15 protein-coding genes are annotated in these 17,780 nt (G+C 62.8%); 2 read left to right on the forward strand and 13 right to left on the reverse strand.

The annotated features are described in order from the left end of the window. Positions 1-38 precede the first annotated feature (38 nt). Positions 39-989 carry a 2-hydroxyacid dehydrogenase gene (locus DevBK_RS08730; RefSeq protein WP_317185147.1) on the forward strand — a complete coding sequence of 317 codons (951 nt, stop codon included), beginning with the start codon at positions 39-41 and terminating at the stop codon, positions 987-989. Further along, complete coding sequence (locus DevBK_RS08735) at positions 989-2,026, forward strand: L-idonate 5-dehydrogenase (protein WP_317185148.1); 1,038 nt, start codon at positions 989-991, stop codon at positions 2,024-2,026. Before DevBK_RS08730 ends, DevBK_RS08735 begins: the two co-directional genes overlap by 1 nt. On the opposite strand, the gene DevBK_RS08740 is transcribed toward DevBK_RS08735, so the two are convergent. The 13 genes from DevBK_RS08740 to DevBK_RS08800 all read right to left on the reverse strand — a co-directional run bounded on the left by DevBK_RS08740 (position 2,027) and on the right by DevBK_RS08800 (position 17,484). After that, positions 2,027-3,898 carry a LysR family transcriptional regulator gene (locus tag DevBK_RS08740; protein ID WP_317185149.1) on the reverse strand — a complete coding sequence of 624 codons (1,872 nt, stop codon included), beginning with the start codon at positions 3,896-3,898 and terminating at the stop codon, positions 2,027-2,029. A gap of 97 nt (positions 3,899-3,995) precedes the next feature. Next, positions 3,996-5,609, reverse strand: coding sequence for a histidine ammonia-lyase (gene hutH / locus DevBK_RS08745; RefSeq protein WP_317185150.1), 1,614 nt, complete (start codon positions 5,607-5,609; stop codon positions 3,996-3,998). 38 nt (positions 5,610-5,647) lie between these two features. Beyond that, positions 5,648-6,931 carry a Zn-dependent hydrolase gene (locus DevBK_RS08750; RefSeq protein WP_317185151.1) on the reverse strand — a complete coding sequence of 428 codons (1,284 nt, stop codon included), beginning with the start codon at positions 6,929-6,931 and terminating at the stop codon, positions 5,648-5,650. Beyond that, a complete protein-coding gene (locus DevBK_RS08755; protein WP_317185152.1) occupies positions 6,928-8,304 on the reverse strand; it encodes a dihydroorotase in 1,377 nt (458 codons plus the stop codon). The genes DevBK_RS08750 and DevBK_RS08755 overlap by 4 nt, the downstream gene beginning before the upstream one ends. A 14-nt stretch (positions 8,305-8,318) precedes the next feature. After that, on the reverse strand, positions 8,319-8,819 hold the full coding sequence (locus DevBK_RS08760; RefSeq protein WP_317185153.1) for a TIGR02444 family protein: 501 nt from the start codon (positions 8,817-8,819) through the stop codon (positions 8,319-8,321). Between the two features lie 10 nt (positions 8,820-8,829). Continuing rightward, a complete protein-coding gene (locus DevBK_RS08765) occupies positions 8,830-9,819 on the reverse strand; it encodes an ABC transporter ATP-binding protein (protein ID WP_317185154.1) in 990 nt (329 codons plus the stop codon). Further along, positions 9,809-10,834, reverse strand: coding sequence for an ABC transporter ATP-binding protein (locus DevBK_RS08770; protein WP_317185155.1), 1,026 nt, complete (start codon positions 10,832-10,834; stop codon positions 9,809-9,811). The genes DevBK_RS08765 and DevBK_RS08770 overlap by 11 nt, the downstream gene beginning before the upstream one ends. A gap of 1 nt (position 10,835) precedes the next feature. Beyond that, a complete protein-coding gene (locus tag DevBK_RS08775; RefSeq protein ID WP_317185156.1) occupies positions 10,836-11,756 on the reverse strand; it encodes an ABC transporter permease in 921 nt (306 codons plus the stop codon). Then, positions 11,753-12,700: an ABC transporter permease gene (locus DevBK_RS08780; RefSeq protein ID WP_061907208.1), complete on the reverse strand. Its 948-nt coding sequence runs from the start codon at positions 12,698-12,700 to the stop codon at positions 11,753-11,755. The genes DevBK_RS08775 and DevBK_RS08780 overlap by 4 nt, the downstream gene beginning before the upstream one ends. A gap of 90 nt (positions 12,701-12,790) precedes the next feature. Beyond that, positions 12,791-13,723 carry an oxaloacetate decarboxylase gene (locus tag DevBK_RS08785; protein WP_061907209.1) on the reverse strand — a complete coding sequence of 311 codons (933 nt, stop codon included), beginning with the start codon at positions 13,721-13,723 and terminating at the stop codon, positions 12,791-12,793. Positions 13,724-13,847: 124 nt separating this feature from the next. Next, positions 13,848-15,467 carry an ABC transporter substrate-binding protein gene (locus DevBK_RS08790; RefSeq protein WP_156463950.1) on the reverse strand — a complete coding sequence of 540 codons (1,620 nt, stop codon included), beginning with the start codon at positions 15,465-15,467 and terminating at the stop codon, positions 13,848-13,850. 91 nt (positions 15,468-15,558) lie between these two features. Continuing rightward, positions 15,559-16,140: a UbiX family flavin prenyltransferase gene (locus DevBK_RS08795; protein WP_061907210.1), complete on the reverse strand. Its 582-nt coding sequence runs from the start codon at positions 16,138-16,140 to the stop codon at positions 15,559-15,561. Between the two features lie 3 nt (positions 16,141-16,143). Further along, complete coding sequence (locus DevBK_RS08800) at positions 16,144-17,484, reverse strand: UbiD family decarboxylase (protein ID WP_317185605.1); 1,341 nt, start codon at positions 17,482-17,484, stop codon at positions 16,144-16,146. Positions 17,485-17,780 lie beyond the last annotated feature (296 nt).

The following is a 17,780-nucleotide window of genomic DNA, read 5'->3' on the forward strand; positions in this document are numbered from 1 at the left end:
CGATAACATTTTCTGTCAAGCCGTAAAGCCTGCCTATCATGACCAAGCCGCATATCCTGCAAATGGGGCCTTATCCCGAATGGGATCAGGTGCCGCTCGACGCTGCCTTCACCGTTCACCGCTATTTTGAAGCGGCGGACAAGCCGGCCCTTCTCGCGGCGGTCGGCAAGGACATTCGCGGCATCGCGACGCGCGGCGAGCTTGGTGCCAGTGCCGACATCATCGCGGCTTTGCCCAATCTCGAAGTGATCAGCGTCTATGGCGTAGGCTATGACGCGGTCGATCTCAATGCCTGCCGGGCGCGCGGCATCCGCGTCAGCAATACGCCCGATGTCCTGACCAAGGACGTCGCCGATCTCGGCGTTGCGATGATGCTGGCGCTCTCGCGCGGCATGATCGGTGCCGAGACCTGGGTGCGGGATGGGTCATGGGCGCAAAAGGGGCTTTATCCGCTCAAGAGCCGAGTTTGGGGCAAGAAGGCCGGCGTGCTCGGCCTCGGCCGCATCGGCTTTGAAGTCGCCAAGCGCCTGCAGGGTTTTGATCTCGAGATTTCCTACAGTGACGTTTCCGCAAAGGACTTCGCGCCAGAGCCCTGGCAGTTTGTCGCCGATCCCGTAGCGCTGGCGACAGAGGTCGATTTCCTCTTCGTCACTCTCGCCGCCTCGGCTGCGACGCGGCACATCGTGGGCAAGGAGGTGATCGAAGCGCTCAGCCCCGAAGGTATGCTGATCAATATTTCCCGCGCGTCCAATATCGACGAGGAAGCGCTGCTGACGGCGCTTGAAACCAAGGCGCTTGGTTCGGCGGCGCTCGATGTGTTCGAAGGCGAACCGAAACTCAATCCGCGGTTCCTGGCTCTCGACAATGTGCTGCTGCAACCGCACCATGCCTCGGGTACGGTCGAAACGCGCAAGGCCATGGGCCAATTGCTGCGCGACAATCTCACCGCCCATTTTACGGGCCGCAACCTTCTCACACCGGTGCTCTGATGAAAGCCATTGTCATTCATGCCGCCAAGGATTTGCGCGTCGAAGATCGTCCGGTGGAAAAGCCCGGTCCCGGCGAGGTTTCATTGCGCCTCGCGACCGGCGGCGTCTGCGGTTCGGACCTGCACTATTACAACCATGGCGGCTTCGGCACGGTGAAACTGCGTGAGCCGATGGTGCTCGGCCACGAGGTTTCGGCTTTTGTCGAAGAGCTTGGCGAGGGTGTCACGGGGCTTGAGCGTGGGCAGTTGGTGGCCGTGTCGCCATCCCGGCCCTGCGGCCATTGCCGCTATTGCCAGGAAGGGCTGCAGAACCAGTGCCTCAATATGCGGTTCTATGGCTCGGCGATGCCCTTCCCCCACATTCAGGGCGCTTTTCGCGAGCAATTGGTGGCGCTGGCGAGCCAGTGCGTCGTCGCGGATGGGTTGAGCGCGGGTGAGGCCGCCATGGCTGAACCCTTGGCGGTGACGCTGCATGCGACACGCCGCGCGGGACAGTTGTTCGGCAAGCGCGTGCTGGTGACCGGTTGCGGCCCCATTGGCGTGCTGTCGATCCTGGCGGCCCGCCGCGCGGGCGCAGCTGAGATCGTGGCAACCGATCTGTCGGATTTCACCCTCGCCATTGCCAAGGCGGCGGGCGCTGATCGCGTGATCAATACGGCCAAGAATCCCGAGGGCCTTTCGCCTTATGGTGCCGACAAGGGCTATTTCGACGTGCTCTATGAATGCTCCGGCGCGGCCCCTGCCCTCGCCTCGGGCATCGTCGCTTTGCGGCCGCGTGGGATTATCCTGCAACTGGGCCTGGGTGGCGACATGACCATCCCGATGCAGGTGTTGACTTCAAAGGAGCTGGACCTGCGCGGCTCCTTCCGCTTCCACGAGGAATTTGCCATCGGCGTCGAATTGATGCGGAAAAAACTGATCGACGTGAAGCCGTTGATTACCCATTCGGTGCCGCTCGCCGAAGCGGAGTCGGCGTTCAAGCTGGCCTCCGATCGGTCCTCGGCCATGAAGGCGCAGATTACCTTCGCGAGTGCCTGATCAGTCCTCGGGCAGTTCGACCGTGGCGGTGCGCCCTGGTCGGAATACCCGGACGAATTCCTGTACGATGATGCGCTCGGCTTCCGAGAGTTCGCGGTCGGCCGAGAAGATGACCGACAGTGCGCCGGAGAGTTCCTCGTGGCGGATGGGCACGGCAATGAGATTGCCGGCCTCGATATCCGCTCGCACGGATGATGGCGGCAGGATGGTGCAAAGTGGCGCCTGGCGCACCATGGCGATGGCCAGCGCCAGCGAGCCGACTTCGACCACCGTCTTGAGGCGCAGACCGCGTTCGCGGGCAGCATCGGCAAAACTCTGGTGAATACTGAGATGCTGGCGGCCGAGAACGAGCGGCAGCGCCACCGTTTCCTCGATCCCCAATTCCTTGCGACCGCCGAAACTGATCGCGGGATTGCCGATGACGCAGAGCGGCTCGGTGGGTCCGAGGCGAATGCGCGCGACCTGCGCCTGCACCATGCCGACCAGCGCCAGGTTGAGATCGCCTGAACGCACATGCTCGTGGAGCATGGTGTTGGAGCTCTCAACGATCTGCATCTGCCAGTCCGGGTGGCGCGCATGGATGCGCGTCATCACATGAGCGATCTTTTCGGTGAGAACGCTGTCGTGGCCGGAGCTCGGCAAGGTGCCGATGGTGACGCGGGCTTGGGAATGGGCGGCAATGTCATGGGCCTTGCGGACGATCCAATCCTGCCGCTCTTCGATGACGACGGTCTGCGCCCGCACGTCCTCGCCGCGCGGGGAAAGGCTCGTGCCCTCCTCGGTACGTTGGAGCAATGGCGCGCCGATGGCCTCTTCCATTTGGGAAATGTGCTTCGAGGCGGACGACTGCGCTGTATTGGCGACCCGCGCGGCGGCGGAAATGCTGCCCGTTTGGGCGACGAGATTGAAGAAATGGATTTGGCGCGTGGTTAGGCGCGGCGTGAAGACCGCGCTACTTTCTGCGACGAGGTTGCGCCGCATGGCTTCGAGGAAAGCCTTGCCATAGGCCCCGGCAGCCCCGCCGGTTTCGCCATAAATCGAGGAAACAAAGCGCGGAGCAAAGGGCGCCTCCTCGTGGCGGGCGAGGCCGAGCCGGCGCGGCATGAGATTGGCGGGCATCAGAAGACGCGTCTGCGGTTGATCGCGCAGAATGGCCGAGAGCTGGGCGGGCTCTTCGTCTCGATAGCGCAGGCGATCGGCAAAGCCGTGTTCGGTGGCAAAGCGCGTCATGGCATCGACGATCTCGCGCCGCATGCGGAGGAGCGTCACGCGCTCGTCGGGCTGGAAGGCATCGACCCGGCTGCCTTTATTGCCGACGACGATCCAGGGATCGTCGTAGAGATGGACGGCCTGGACACCAACCGTGGCGGCTGTGCCATAAAAGATGCGGAGCTGGCCAGATTTGTCGGGCAGGCGCTCGCTTTGGGCAAGGCCAGTGGGATCGCCGATATCGTCGTCATCAAGGCCCGAAAAGTGCCAATCGACGAGCAATTCCGGCGCTGTCTCGATCATCTCCTGCGAGGTGCGCAGCAGAGCCTTCGAGACCCGACCGATGGCAAAATTCAGATCAAGATGAACCGATAGCTTGACCATGCGGCGGCCGCCCGCGAACCGGGCCTCGCGCGTGTGCTGCTCGAGATAAAGCAGGTGTGCGCCGGTGCGAAACAGCCAGAAGGCGGCCGGCAGGAGATCAAGCCCGGCGCCCCGACGCTCGAAGAGTTTGAGGCCAAGCCGTTCTTCGAGATTATGAAGGGCAATGCTGAGGGCGGATGGGGTCTGGCCGAGGTCTTTGGCTGCGTCGGCAAGACGGGGGGATTGGCAGGCGAGCACGAACTTTGACAATAGGGAAAGTTCGAAGCCAGCCTTATCCATAAGGGGGCAGCATAGAGCCGGCCATGGTCGCACTCAAGCTAGCCTGAAGTCGAGTATGGGTAGCGAGGCCCGCGTCGAGCGCGGGCCTCAAGAGGGCTTAATTGAGCGCGCCGACGGCGCCTTCAGCAGCGGCGAGGACGCCGCCATCGGTGAGGAGCTTGATCATCGGGACGATCTGGTCCTGCATATAGCCATCCTGCTCCTGGAGCGGGACGACATCGGACACGGCGTCATAGATCGCCTGGGTGCCGGCGCCGAGGGCGAACTGCCCAAGCGCATCGCGCGTGAGGAAGATCGCCTTGGTGGCCAAGAGGCATTCGACGGCGACGATTTTCGGCATGTTGCTCAGGACCTGCTGGGCCTTGCGGCAGGACCAGGCGGCCATCGAGACGTGATCTTCCTGGCTCGACTTGGTCGGGATGGTGTCGGCCACCGATGGGAAGGCGAGGGTCTTGTTCTCCGAGGCGACGGCGGCAGCGGCTGTCGACAGGATGCCATAGCCATAGTTGAGGCCGATGGGGCGGCCGGCCAGGTTGGGCGGCAGGCCATAGTTCAGCGTCGTGTCGCAGAGCGCAAAGAGGCGGCGCTCTGAGATGTTGCCGATTTCGATCAGCGCGATGGCGAGGATATCCATGGCAAAGGCGATGGGTTCGCAGTGGAAATTGCCGCCCGAGAGGAATTCAAGCGCGCCTGCTTCATTCCAGAACACCAGCGGATTGTCGGTCGCGGCATTGAGTTCGCGCGTCATCAGCGTCTTGGCGTGTTCGAGCTGGTCGCGACAGGAGCCATGGACCTGCGGCAGGCAGCGGAAGGAATACTGATCCTGCACGCGGGCATGGTGGACGGGATGGAGGATATCGTCTTCGAGGCGAACGGCGCGGGCGGATTCCGAGGTGCGGCGCGAGCCCTTGATCATGCGGCGCACGTTTTCGGCGGCGTTGATCTGGCCCGGTTGCTTGCGGACTTCATGGATGCGCGCGTCGAAGGCGGCCTGTTCGCCACGGATGGCTTCAAGGCTCAATGAGCCGATGGCATCGACCGTCTTCATCAGTTGCTCGGCATCCCAGATGGTGAGCGAGCCCATGCCGGCGCAGAGGCTGTTGCCGTTGATGAGCGCTAGGCAATCCTTGGCCTTGAGATCGAATTTGGTCGGCGAAATGCCGGCCAATTCGAGGGCCTTGGGGGCGGACATGCGTTCGCCCTTATAATACGCCTCGGCCTTTTCGTAGCCGATCAGCACCGAAACCATGTGGGCGAGTGGAGCAAGATCGCCCGAGGCGCCGACCGAACCCTGGATCGGGACGACCGGATGGACGCCATTGTTGAGCATGGCCACGAGGCGATCGACGACTTCGATGCGGAGGCCCGAGACGCCGACGCAGAAGGCATTGATGCGGACGGCCATCATGGCGCGCACGATTTCCTCGGAGGCCGGATCGCCCATGCCCGAGCAGTGCGAGAGCACGATATTGAGCTGGAACTGCTCGTTATCGGCCTGGTTGATCTTGTAATCCTTGAGCTTGCCCACGCCGGTGTTGAAGCCATAGGTGGCCGGGGCATTTTCGGTGAGCCAGTTTTCCTCGATATAGGCGCGCTTCTTGACGATCTCGGCGCGGGCCTCGGGGGCCAGCTCGACCTTGACGCCTTCGCGTGCGATGCGGACGACCTGCTCGATGGTGAGGCTGTTGCCGTCGAGGATGATACTGCTCATTCTTCTATTCCTAGGTGGGGGCGCTGTTGCGCCAATGGTCAGGCCGCGGGGGCACGGGGCTTTTGATCGAGGGTTGAAAGGGTCAGCGCCAGAACGTCGGCGGCTCGGGCGATGGCTTCGGTGTCGGTCCACTCTTCGGGGGCATGGCTGATGCCGCCCTTGGAGGGCACGAAAATCATGGCGGCGGGGGCAATGCGCGCGACAAAGGCCGCGTCATGGCCGGCGCCGGACGCGAGCGAGCGCGTCGCGAGGCCATGGACTTCGGCGGCTTCGCGAATGATGCCCCGGAGGCGCTGATCGCATAGGACTGCGAAAGTGCGGCTCAGGCGCTCGGTGGCGGCGACACGGCAGCCTTCGGCTGTGGTAGCGTTCTGAGCCAGAGTGTCGATGGCAGCGAGATAATCGTCCATGGCCGCATCGTTCTCGGCGCGGATGTCGACGATCGCTTCGGCGGCCCCGGGCACAACATTGGCGCCATTGGGCTCGAACTTGATGACGCCGACGGTGGCGGTGAAATGGCCCCTGCCCTTTTCGGCCTCGACGCGGGCGGCATCTCGAAGTGAGAGAAGGAGGCGCGACATGGCCATGCCGGCATCGGCGCGCATATTCATCGGCACGGTGCCGGCGTGACCGGCTTCGCCTTCAAGGCGGAGGCGGACGCGGGCGATGCCGGCAATGCCACTAACCACGCCGAGCGGAATGGCTTCGGCCTCAAGGACAGGGCCTTGCTCGATGTGTATCTCGACGAAGGCTGCAACATCGGAATGAAGCTTGCCGCCGAGGCGCGCGGGGTCGCCGCCCATGCGGGTGATGGCCGTGTCGAACCGTTCGTGATCGGGGCCGATCATGGCGAGGTGGTCCGGGGTCAGTGCCCCGACCATGCCGCGGCTGCCGATGCAGGAGAGGCCCCATTCGCTGGGCTCTTCGGCGAGGAAATCGACGAGATCGATCGAATGTTTTGGCTTGTATCCGGCTTCCCGCAGCGCGCGGATGGCGACAAGGCCGGAGAGAATGCCGGCAATGCCGTCAAAACGGCCACCGCTCGGGACGGTGTCGCTGTGGGAGCCGGTCATCAGGGCCGGGGCGGACGCATCCGTGCCCTGCCAGCGGCCGATGAGATTTCCGGCGGCGTCGATATGGGTGGACAGGCCTTCCTCGGCGAAGCGCTTGGCGAGGTAATCGCGCCCCTTCAGGAACATGGGTGTAAAAGATCGCCGGGTCCAGGGTTTACCGGGCTCGGTGAGCGCCGCCAGCGCGTCGAGATCGCGCTGGAGCTGCTCGCGATCCACCTTGAGCGGGGTATTGGTGCCGGGGATGTTCATGCGGCGATTGCCGGGGTGACGCGGTTGGGCTTGATGAAGCGGCCATTGCCGGGCTGGGCCAGGACATTGGTGCCGTCGAAGACGAGATCGCCGCGGAGGAAGGTGGCGACGGGCGCATAGCGCATGAGGCGGCCCTCATAGGGGCTCCAGCCGACGACGTTGTGGCCGCTGGCCGACGGGTCGTAGTAACGCGGGCGCTCGGTAAAAACGGCGAAGTCTGCGTCGAGACCGAGGCCAAAGCCGCCCTTCTGGTCGGCGATGCGGAAGAGGCGGGCCGGGTTGGACGCCAGCAGTTTTGCCGCGTGGGTCAGCGGCAGGTTGCGATCGGTGAGGCCGTCGAGGAGGAGGCTCGGGAGAACTTCGAGGCTCGGCATGCCCGAGGCATTTTCGAGCATGACCGGGGACGACTTGCGCTCAAGGCCCCAGGAAACGTGGTCGGTCGAGACGATGGTGATGTGGCCGGCGGCCAGATGCTGCCAGAGCTTTTCGCGTTCGGCGGCGGAGCGGATCGGCGGATTGCACTTGGCGCGGCCGAGCATGCGCGAGACGTCCTCTTCCTCGCTGCAGACGAGATAGTGGATACAGGCTTCGATGGTCGCATCGACGCCCTGGGCGCGATAGGCCTGGGCGATGTCGTAACCGCGGCCGACCGAGCAGTGGACGATGTGGGCCGAGGCGCCGGTCGCCTGGGCGATTTCGTAGACTTCGGCGACGGCCAGGGTTTCGGCGATCGGCGGGCGGGATTCGCCATGGGTGCGATAGTCGGTACGGCCCGTTGCCTTGATGGCCTCGCTCCAGACCTGAACGCATTCATCGTTCTCGTTGTGGACGCCGGCGATCAGGCCGGTCTTGGCGACTTCGGTAAAGGCGGCATGGAGCAGCGGCGTCGGGATACGCGGGAAACGGGTGGAATCGGTGTTGAAGGTGGAGAACTTGAAGGAGGCGGCGCCGGCTTCGGCCATTTCGGCGATATGGATCGGGCCATGCGCTGGATTGATCGTGCCATAGAGCGCGAAATCGACCCGGGCCTGTTCGCCGGCACTGCGGGCCTTTTCGCGGATCATGTCGCCGGTCGAAATCAATAGGCCAGCGTCATAGGGCATGTCGACGATGGTGGTGACGCCGCCGGCAGCGGCCGAACGCGTCGACCAGATGAAGTCTTCCTGGTCCTTTTGCGAGCGCGAATGGACCTGGCCGTCGATGACGCCGGGAAGGACGATGGCGTCGCCGAAATCGTGGACATCTTTTGCTGCGGGCGCCGTGCCCGAGCCGAGCATCGCGATCTTGCCATCGCGCACGGCGGCGAAGCCGCGCTCGACGATGCCGTCTTCGCCGACGAAGCGGCCCTGGATGACTGTATCGAAATCACTCATGATTTATGCTCCGTTCAATCCAGCGCCACGACCGGCGCAACCTGCGCATCATAGGCGATATCGAAGGTCTGCAAGAACTGCGTGGCAATGTCTGTGGGCACGCCGCGCAGCGCGAGATATTGGCTGGCCGCCACGCCAAATTCCCCGCCTGCAGGCGGGAAGGCTTCGGCGAGGCGCTGGACATGCAGGCGCTCGGCTTCGAGTTCGAGGCGCTTGATGTCGTCGCGTAGCGCCTGTTCGGATGGCGCGGTGAAGCGCCCTTTCATGGCCTGGCGGGCGCGGCGGAGCGGTTCGATGGCGGCAGCGCGCCAGTCTTCGCTCTCGATCACCAGCGCATCGAGATTTTCGGCTGCAATGCCGTGGCCGACGCGGTCGGCAATGCACAGCACCAAGAGCAGCGGCACATCGACATTGTACCGCTCCTGCAGGTCGAGGCAGGCGCGGCCAAGCGCGGCGTCGCGATAGGCGGCGCACATATCGGGCCAGACGCGCTGGAGAAAGCCGGGATTGCTCATCGCCTTGCCCTCACGCCGCCATGCCGGGGGCCGGCTCATCATGGGGATGATGGCAGGCGACCATCTGGCCACCTGGCGCGGGCTGCAGGGTCGGGACGACCTGGGCACATATGTCCGTCGCGCGCGGGCACCGGCTACGGAAGGCGCAGCCGCCTTGGGGCCGATTGCGCGAGGGCATCACGGTGCGCTTGCCATCGGGCTCGATCTTTCGCGTGGCATCGACCACGGGCACGGCTTCGAGCAGCGTGCGGGTATAGGGATGCGCCGGTCGGGTGTAGATCTGCGGCCCCGTGCCGATCTCGACAATGCGGCCCATGTAAAGCACGGCCACGCGATCGCTGACATTTTTGACGACCGCGAGATCGTGCGAAATGAAGATCAGCGCGAGATTACGGTTTTCGCGGATGTCCTGCAGCAGGTTGATGACCTGCGCCTGCACCGAGACGTCGAGCGAGGCGACCGGTTCGTCACAAACGATGAGTTCAGGCTCGACGGCGAGCGAGCGGGCAATGGCGATGCGCTGGCACTGGCCGCCGGAAAACTGATGCGGCTTGCGCCCGGCAACGAGGTCGATATCGAAGCCGACATCGGCGAGAGCGGACTGCACGCGGGTCTTGCGTTCGCTGGCCGGCTTGCCCTGAATGACGAGGCCCTCGGCGACGATGTCTTCGACATTGCGGCGCGGATTGAAGGACGAGAGCGGGTCCTGGAAAATCATCTGCAGGCGATTGCGCATGCGGCGCATGTCTTCGCTTGGCAGGGTGATGAGGTCCTGGCCCTTGTAGCGCACCGAACCCTTGGCCGTCGTATTGGCATTGGGCAGGAGGCGCAGGAGCGCGCGGCCGATGGTGGTCTTACCGCTGCCGCTTTCGCCGACGAGGCCCAAGGTTTCCCCTGCCCCGACTGTAAAAGAGACGTCGTCGACCGCCTTCATTTCCTTGCCGGCGCGGGTGAAGCTGACGGAGAGGTTCTGGACCTCGAGAATGGCGTCACTGGACATGGGCAACCTCCTGCGGCGCCTGGCGCGGCAGTTCAGCCAGCGGGAAGTGGCAGGCAAAGCGATGGTCGGGGTGAATGCCGGCCGACATCGGCGGCGTCGCTTCATGGCAGATGGCCTGGGCAGAAGGGCAACGCGGTGCGAAGGGGCAACCGGCAGGACGATTGGCCAGGTTCGGCGGCTGGCCGGGAATGGTGCGGAGCCGTGTGTGGGCCGGCTGGTCCATCGCCGGCATGGCCGAGAGCAATGCCTCGGTATAGCGATGGCGCGGATTGCGGAAGACTTCGGCGGTCGGGCCATATTCGACGACATTGCCGCCATAGAGCACGAGGATTTCGTCCGTGCGGCCGGCGACGACGCCGAGATTGTGCGAGACGAGAATCATCGACATCTGCCGCTCGGCCTGGATGGTCTGGAGCAGGTCCAGCACTTCCTTTTGCACGGTCACATCGAGCGCCGTCGTGGCTTCGTCGGCGATGAGGAGGTCGGGCTGGCATATGAGCGCCGCCGCGATCATGATGCGCTGCTTCATGCCGCCCGAGAACTGGTGCGGATAATAATCGTAGCAATCCTCGGGGTCCGGAAGACCGACGAAGGACAAGAGCTCGATGGCGCGCGACCGGGCTTCGGCCTTGCTCAGGCCCATATGGATGCAGCCGGCTTCTTCGATCTGCCGCCCGATCTGGACGAAAGGATTGAGCGAGGTCATCGGGTTCTGGAAGACGATACCGACCTTGCGGCCGATGAGCCGGGCACGATCTCGCGGCTTGAGCGCGAGCAGGTCCTGCCCTTTAAGTTCGATCCGGCCCATGGTCTTGAGGCCCTTGGGGGCGATGCCCATGATGGCCTTGACCAGCATGGACTTTCCGGCGCCGGATTCACCGACAATGCCCAGAGCGCGGCGGGGCGCGAGGGTGAAGTTGATGTCCTGAAGGATCTGCAAGGGACCGGAGACAGAGTCCATCTCACAGGTCATGGCGGCGCAGGAGAGGATCGGGCCAGGAGCTTCGGAATACATCTCAGCTCTCCCGTTCGCGGCTGTTGAGGCGTTGGGCGAGATAGTCGCCGATGGTGTTGAAGGCATAGACGGTCAAGACGATGGCGAGCACGGGTCCGACGATGAGAATGGGGAAGCGGCTCAAGAGATCGGTGGAGCTGGCGATCATTCCACCCCAGCTCGGCGCCGGCGCAGGAATGCCGTAGCCAAGGAAGCTCAGCGAGCCCTCTGTGATGATGAGGCCAGCCATCAGCGTCGGCATGACAGCGGTCAGGGCTGGAATGAGATTGGGCAGGATTTCCTTGAGGAGGATGCGGCCATCGGTGGCGCCCATGGCGCGGGCGGCGAGCACATAGTCGCGGTTGGACTGCGAAATGACGCCGGCTTTGGCGACGCGGGCATAGGTGCCAATGTCAAAGATGCCGAGGACGACGATGATGGTGACGACGGATGGGCCGGTGACGGCGACGAAGGCGAGCACGACGAGCGTCGAAGGCATGGCGGCAAGCGCATTGGCGAAGAGATCGACGCCGCGCTCGAAAATGCCGCGATAATAGCCGGCGAGCATGCCGAGGAGGAGACCGGCGAAGAGGGCGATCGTCGTCGAGATGGCGACGATCATCATCGAGGTACGCGCGCCATAGAGTACGCGCGAGAAAATGCTGCGGCCGATATCGTCGGTGCCGAGAAGGCCATTGAGCGACCATTCCGGCAGAGCCGAGAAATCGCCATAGGGCAGTTTCGGGCTGACAAGACCGGGAATGAAATCGACGAAAAGCGCGATCAACACCAGCAGGACGAGAAAGATCGCCGCCAGCATTTCGAAGGGCGAGGCGCCGGGGAGTTTGAGGCGGCTCGACCAGGGCATGGCGTGGCGCACGATCTCGCCGAGCTTGGCATCGGGGCCAGGCTTGAAGACGGGGGAATTGCCGATATCGGTCATGATACTTTCACCCGTGGGTCGATGAGCGCGTAGCCGAGATCGACCAGCATGAAGACGATGACGAAGATGACGACGGTGAGCGAGAGGATCGCCTGGACGAGCGGAATGTCGTGGCTCTTGACGGCGCTCAGGATGGTCCAGCCGATGCCGGGCACGGCGAAATAGCTTTCGACAACGAAAGAGCCGGCCAGCATATAGGTCAGCGACAGGCCCATGACCGTCAGGATCTGCGGCATGGCGGGACGTAGGGCGTGATGGAAGAGAATGTAGCCGAGCGGCAGGCCCTTGGCGCGGGCGACTGCGATGTAATCTTCCTGCAGCGTCGTGACAAATTCGTTGCGCGCCACGCGGTAGAGATAGGCCGTCTGGTGCATGCTGAGGCAGAGGACCGGCAGCGCCACATACCAGAGATTGGCCACCGGATTTTCGGTGAACTTGGCCCAGCCCGTCGCCGGGAACCAGCGCAGCACCATGGCGAAAAGGTAAGAGAACAAGACCACGATGACGAAGGTCGGCACGGCAAGCAGCACCGTCGAGATGGAGCGCATTACCTTGTCGGCGAGCTTGTTTGGATGGCTCGCGGTATACATGGCGATCGGAATGCCGAGCAGCGACACAGCCATGGCGAGGAAGGCGATTTCGAAGGTGACGGCGGCGCGTTCGAGGACGACGCCAAGAATGGGTTGCTGGCTGAAGAGCGTCACACCGAGATCACCGCGCAAGAGATCGCCGAGCCAGCTGAGATAGCGCTGCCAGAGCGGCAGGTCATAGCCATATTGGGCATTGAGCGCCGCGATCTGCTCTGGCGTTGCGTAATCGCCAAGGATCAGCTGCGCAGCCGAGCCGGGCGCCAGGCTTGAAAGGGCAGTGGCGCTAAAAGTCACCAGCAGGAAGACGAGAACCCCGGTGATCAATCGCGTCGATATGGCCCGAAAATAGGGCATTGCGCTATTCAGCACGTCAGTTCCCTTTCCTGTTCCGGCGGCGAGTTTTGACACCCACCGCCACCTTTGCGTTCACCTTCAATGGCGCGCTCAGATGCGCTTCCACTCTTCTTCCGCGTCCATCCAGCCGATGTCGCGTTCGAGCAGGTTCCGCTGCTCTTCCTTGGTGTAGCCACCCATGTCGTGCTCATCGGAATAGCGGGTGCTCTGCTCGGCAAAGACGCGCTTACCGAAATCCATCATTCCGTACATCGAGCCTTTTTCGAGGTAGTGCATGGTGACGAGGTTGAAGCCGAGGGCGCCGATATCTTCGAGTTCGACGAAGGGCTTGCCATTGACCCAGGCGATGTCGCCAAACATCTTCCAGCCCGGCAGCGCCGCGTTGACCTTCTTGCACTCTTCGAGGGTGCGCAGACCATGGACATAGGTCATTTCAGCGCCGAGATCCTCGGCCTTGACGCAGCGCTCGATGGCGTCGTCGAGGCCCTTTTCGAGCTTGGACTCGGTGCGGGCGATGACGACACAATCGGTGTCGGCGCAGGCGTCGAGTGCGGCCTTGATCTTGGCCAGCCAGAGTTCCTGGGAAATCACCGGATGCTCGATATTGCCATCGAGCTTGCCTTCGAGCGTCGCCTTTTCCATGGCGCGGCCGAAGCGGGCATAGCCGCGTTCGTTGGGCGTATCTTCGAGGAGAATCGCGGCAGCGCCGGCCTTGGCGAGGCGGCGGCAGGTGCGATAGGCCTGGGCCACGTCACCGAAGCAATCGTCGGCGTCGATGATCAGCGGCAGCGGGGAGTAATCGGAAATGCGGTCGGTGGCCCAAACCAGCTCTTCCTGATTATGCAGGCCCATATCCGGCACGCCCGACATCGAAAAGCCGAGCGAGGCGCCCGAGAGCAGAATGGCTTCGAAACCAGCCATTTCCGCTGCCTTGGCCGAGTAGCAATCCCACACGCAAGGGGTGAAGACCTGCTTCTCGCCAAAGAGCTGGCGGAAGGTTTTTCTGGGGCGTTTGTCGAACATGAGATGACCTTCAGGTGTCATTGGATGGACGCCGTCGGCATCCGTTTTATGGGACGGTGCCGCGGGGAGGCGCGGCACCGTTTGCTCCGTCACGAGGGAAGAACGGAGCGGTGTGGGCTAGAGCTTATTTTGCAGCGCAGGCGTCTTCACAGACGTAGAGATACTGCTTCTGCAAGATGCCGCCATTGGAGGGCACGATGCCGCCAGTGTTGTCGCGGAGCAGCAGGAAGCGCGTCTCCGAGCCAAAGATGTAGAGCGGCAGGTCCTCGGCAATGACCTTCTGCACGTCGAGATAGGCAGCCTTGACCTGAGCCTGATCCATGGTCGCATTGGCGGCATTGAGATAGCCGTCCATGGCTTCGCTCGAATACTGGCCCCAGTTGTCGACGCCACCGGTCTTGAGAAGGTTCGAGATGATCGGCTCGGCGCCATTGGCCACGAGCACGCCACCATCGACGCAGAGGTCGAAATTGACCTGGGTCTGGCACTGCGGCTTAAGCATGGCCTGGTCGACGAGTTCGAGCTCGACTTCGACGTTTTCGTAGGCCGACAGCACCTGCTGCAAGTACGAAGCGAGACGCTTGAGGTCCGAGTTCGAATAGGTGACGAGCTTCATCTTGAACGGCTTGCCGTCGGCAGCCAGTTCGTTGAAGAGCTCCTGCGCCTTTTCCGGGTCGTAGGTCGGCAGAGTGTATTCGGTCTGATAGTAAGGCGAGGCTTCGGTGAAATAGTTGGTCGGGGTCACATAGCCATCGACCTGGGTATAGGCCTGCATCAGGCGGGCCGGATCGACCGCGTGGTAGAAGGCTTCACGCGCGCGGTGATCGGTGAAGCTGCCGGCGACCTGATTGAAATAGGCGCGATAAAGGCCCGGGATCGGGATTTCATGCGTCGTCACACCGGGTGCTTCGGCATTGGCGCCGAACTGGTAGGGATAGCCCGCCATCATCTGCGCGCCGCCCTGAACCACAGTCGAGATACGGCTGTTGGTTTCCGGGATGATCGCGAATTTCAGCGTGTCGAGATAGGGGCGCGGCTGGTCCCAATAGTCCGGATTGCGCTCGAACGAGAGCGAAATGCCCTGATCCCAGCTTTCAAAGAGGAAGGGGCCAGCGCCGACCGGCTTGATCGCGGCCTTATCCGAGCCGGCAGCTTCGAGCGCCGCGGGCGACGCAACGAAAGGCGCGGACTGGGCGACAGTCGAACCGAAATTGCGGTTCGGAGTCGGCAGGGTGATTTCGATGGTCAGGGGGTCGATGATCTTGACGCCGTCGATCCAGGACGAAACGAAGGGCTGGGCCGGTGCGAGCGTGTCGGGATTGGCGGCGCGCTTCCAGTTGTAGACCACGGCTTCGGCATCATAGGGATTGCCGTCGGTGAATTTCACGTTCGGACGCAGCTTGAGGGTCCAGACCTTGGCGTCGTCACTGGTCAGGCTTTCGGCCATGCCGCCCTGAACCTTGCCTTGGAGGTCGACATAGACCAGGAAGCCATAGACGGAATCGAGCTGATCCATTGGGCCGCCCGGGAAGGTGCCCGAGGTGATGGCCGGATCCCAGCTCTTGATATCGGAGCCGGCGATGATGGTCATTTCACCGCCGCTCACGGCCTGCTCGTCGGCCTGAGCAAAGGCGTTGCTGGTCATGCCGGTCAAAACCGAGGTGCCAAGCAGAGCGAGTGCAAGCGCAGCGGCTCGGCCCATGCGGGCGGCGCGCGACTTGCTGGTAGTCGTCAGATTGTTCATGTGTTTCTCCATTTTTTGCGGCCTCCTTTCTCCAGAGGAAGCCCGTTCCCTTATTCATGCTGGCTGAGGCGGCCAGCGGACGCATCCCTGACTAGCTCAGACCTCCTTCTTTCCATCGGCGCACACTGGGGTGGTCGAGATCGAAAAGGTCCAGAGCGCGACCCACTGTCTGGCTCACCAGATCGTCGAGCGTCTTCGGACGGGTATAGAAGCTGGGCACGGGCGGCATGATAATCGCCCCGCTGCGCGTTGCCGTGTCCATCAACGCGATGTGACCGGCATGAAGCGGGGTCTCGCGCACCATCAGGACGAGCTTGCGACGCTCCTTGAGGCAAACGTCGGCGGCCCGCGAAATGAGATCGTCGGAATAGCAATGGGCTACTGCGCTCAGCGTCTTGATCGAGCACGGCGCGACCAGCATGCCTTCGCATTTGAACGAGCCGGAGGCCACCGCTGCCCCGATATCCTTGTGCGGATAGGTGACATCGGCCAGAGCGCGAATTTCCTCGGCAGAGCCAACGACGCCCTCTTCCATGGCCGTGCGCACACCGGCGCTCGACATGATGAGATGGGTTTCGATGCCTTCGATTTCGCGCAGCATCTTGAGCGCCTGCACGCCGTAGCAAGCGCCGGAGGCTCCGGTAATCGCAACGATCATACGGCGCTTGTGCATGGCTCAGCGCCCCTTGGCCTGGGCGCGGGCCAGAACGGCACGCATACGGTCATAAGAAGCTTCCGGCGGAAGGGCTTTATCGAAGCCTTCCTTGCGGTCCGACTGTCGGATGGTCGCGTCATAACCGATCTTGGCGACCATGCCGCCCGACTCCTGCGGCTCGGAGCGATCGGCCGGAAGGTCGGTGACGATCAGCACGTCGCGCTCGGCGCGCATGCGGGTGGACTTGGCCAGTTCCACCGCTTCGGTGTCCCACGGGTCGACATCGCTATCGACGATGGTGATGTTCTTGATGATGCTGACGGCGCCCCAGCAGATCGCCATGGCGCGGCGAGCCTGGCCGGGACGCGGATTGTGGATTTGCACCACGACATTGTTGCGACCCGAACCGGACGCCGTGACGGCGACCTCGCCGACATTATGGATCGAGCGCGACAGCTGGGCCTTGAGGCTCGCGGCAATCGGGATGGCGCCGAGATTGATGTGTTCGGCGTGGTAGCCGGGTTCGATGACCTGGAACATGGCATCTTCCCGCCGCGTCATGCGGTGGAAGGTGGCGAGGACACCGACGCCATAATCCTCGTACATGCCATGATATTCCGAGACATAGCCCTCTTCGATGGGCTTATCGGCATGGATGAAACCTTCGAGCACGATCTCGGCATCTGCCGGCACGAGGATGTCATTGGTGAGGCACTTGGTGACGCGCACGGGCGCGCCGAGCAGTGCACCAGCACAATGCAGTTCATCGTCGCCAAGGCCGAGATAGAGGCACGCGGCCAGTTGAATGGCGGGATGTGCACCTAGAACCACGGCGAAGGGCAAGGGCTTACCCATCGCCGCGGCCTTGCGCGTCATGATCGCGAGGTGATGGTTCGGCGCAATGCCGATCAACGCCTCGGTGGGGCTAAGGATCTTGAGGCGCGCATAGGAGGCATTGCCAAGGCCGGTTTCGGGATCAACCGCAACCATCATGCCGGCGCTGATATAAGGGCCGGTTTCCTTGGCGAAGAATGTTGGAACAGGGAGGCGGGCAAGAACGCCATAGTCAAAATCGACCTGCTGCACCGGAGCGTTCTCGACGATCACTGGCGCAACCGGCTTTTTGACCGAGGCAAGCAGCGTTTCCTGGATTTGGTCCGTTTCGACGCCGAGTGCCAGGGCAATGCGCTTGCGATCGGAGAGGAGATTGCCGAAAGCGGAGAGGTCCGAACCCTTAAGCTTGCCGGCAATGACGGCTTTGGTATCGTGGGTCAGCGACAGCAGTGCTGAAAGATCGAAATGCGGATCGACTTCTTCGCCGACAACCAGCAGTTCGCCTTGTGCCTCGAGCTGGCGCAGCATCGGCCGGCAGGACTGGTCCTGCACATCGAGGCCGAACAGGCTCTCGGTTTGAGGCGAAATATCTGCCACTGCTAAAACACTAGCCAAAACCACTACCCTCACCGCCCTCTGTCTATTTGATGAGCATGGAGCGATCGGAGGGGCGTGAGTAGTCAGAGTTCCCTTAATTTAGGTATCGGAAATTTTTAATCTTAGCGCCATTGTCCTCCCACGTGCGGTGAGCGGCAGATGCCATTGACGCTCAAGCGTTTAATATCTGCGCCATGTGAGCAGTGCTGTTCCGCGATACTCCCCAG

The sequence above is a fragment of the Devosia sp. BK genome, assembly GCF_032907385.1.
Taxonomy (GTDB): domain Bacteria; phylum Pseudomonadota; class Alphaproteobacteria; order Rhizobiales; family Devosiaceae; genus Devosia.

Bases quoted from the DNA above. Each gene is read 5' to 3' on its own strand.
- DevBK_RS08730 (WP_317185147.1), top strand. From the start codon at position 39: ATGACCAAGCCGCATATCCTGCAAATGGGGCCTTATCCCGAATGGGAT.
- DevBK_RS08735 (WP_317185148.1), top strand. From the start codon at position 989: ATGAAAGCCATTGTCATTCATGCCGCCAAGGATTTGCGCGTCGAAGAT.
- DevBK_RS08740 (WP_317185149.1), bottom strand. From the start codon at position 3,898: ATGGATAAGGCTGGCTTCGAACTTTCCCTATTGTCAAAGTTCGTGCTC.
- hutH (WP_317185150.1), bottom strand. From the start codon at position 5,609: ATGAGCAGTATCATCCTCGACGGCAACAGCCTCACCATCGAGCAGGTC.
- DevBK_RS08750 (WP_317185151.1), bottom strand. From the start codon at position 6,931: ATGAACATCCCCGGCACCAATACCCCGCTCAAGGTGGATCGCGAGCAG.
- DevBK_RS08755 (WP_317185152.1), bottom strand. From the start codon at position 8,304: ATGAGTGATTTCGATACAGTCATCCAGGGCCGCTTCGTCGGCGAAGAC.
- DevBK_RS08760 (WP_317185153.1), bottom strand. From the start codon at position 8,819: ATGAGCAATCCCGGCTTTCTCCAGCGCGTCTGGCCCGATATGTGCGCC.
- DevBK_RS08765 (WP_317185154.1), bottom strand. From the start codon at position 9,819: ATGTCCAGTGACGCCATTCTCGAGGTCCAGAACCTCTCCGTCAGCTTC.
- DevBK_RS08770 (WP_317185155.1), bottom strand. From the start codon at position 10,834: ATGTATTCCGAAGCTCCTGGCCCGATCCTCTCCTGCGCCGCCATGACC.
- DevBK_RS08775 (WP_317185156.1), bottom strand. From the start codon at position 11,756: ATGACCGATATCGGCAATTCCCCCGTCTTCAAGCCTGGCCCCGATGCC.
- DevBK_RS08780 (WP_061907208.1), bottom strand. From the start codon at position 12,700: ATGCCCTATTTTCGGGCCATATCGACGCGATTGATCACCGGGGTTCTC.
- DevBK_RS08785 (WP_061907209.1), bottom strand. From the start codon at position 13,723: ATGTTCGACAAACGCCCCAGAAAAACCTTCCGCCAGCTCTTTGGCGAG.
- DevBK_RS08790 (WP_156463950.1), bottom strand. From the start codon at position 15,467: ATGAACAATCTGACGACTACCAGCAAGTCGCGCGCCGCCCGCATGGGC.
- DevBK_RS08795 (WP_061907210.1), bottom strand. From the start codon at position 16,140: ATGCACAAGCGCCGTATGATCGTTGCGATTACCGGAGCCTCCGGCGCT.
- DevBK_RS08800 (WP_317185605.1), bottom strand. From the start codon at position 17,484: ATGCTGCGCCAGCTCGAGGCACAAGGCGAACTGCTGGTTGTCGGCGAA.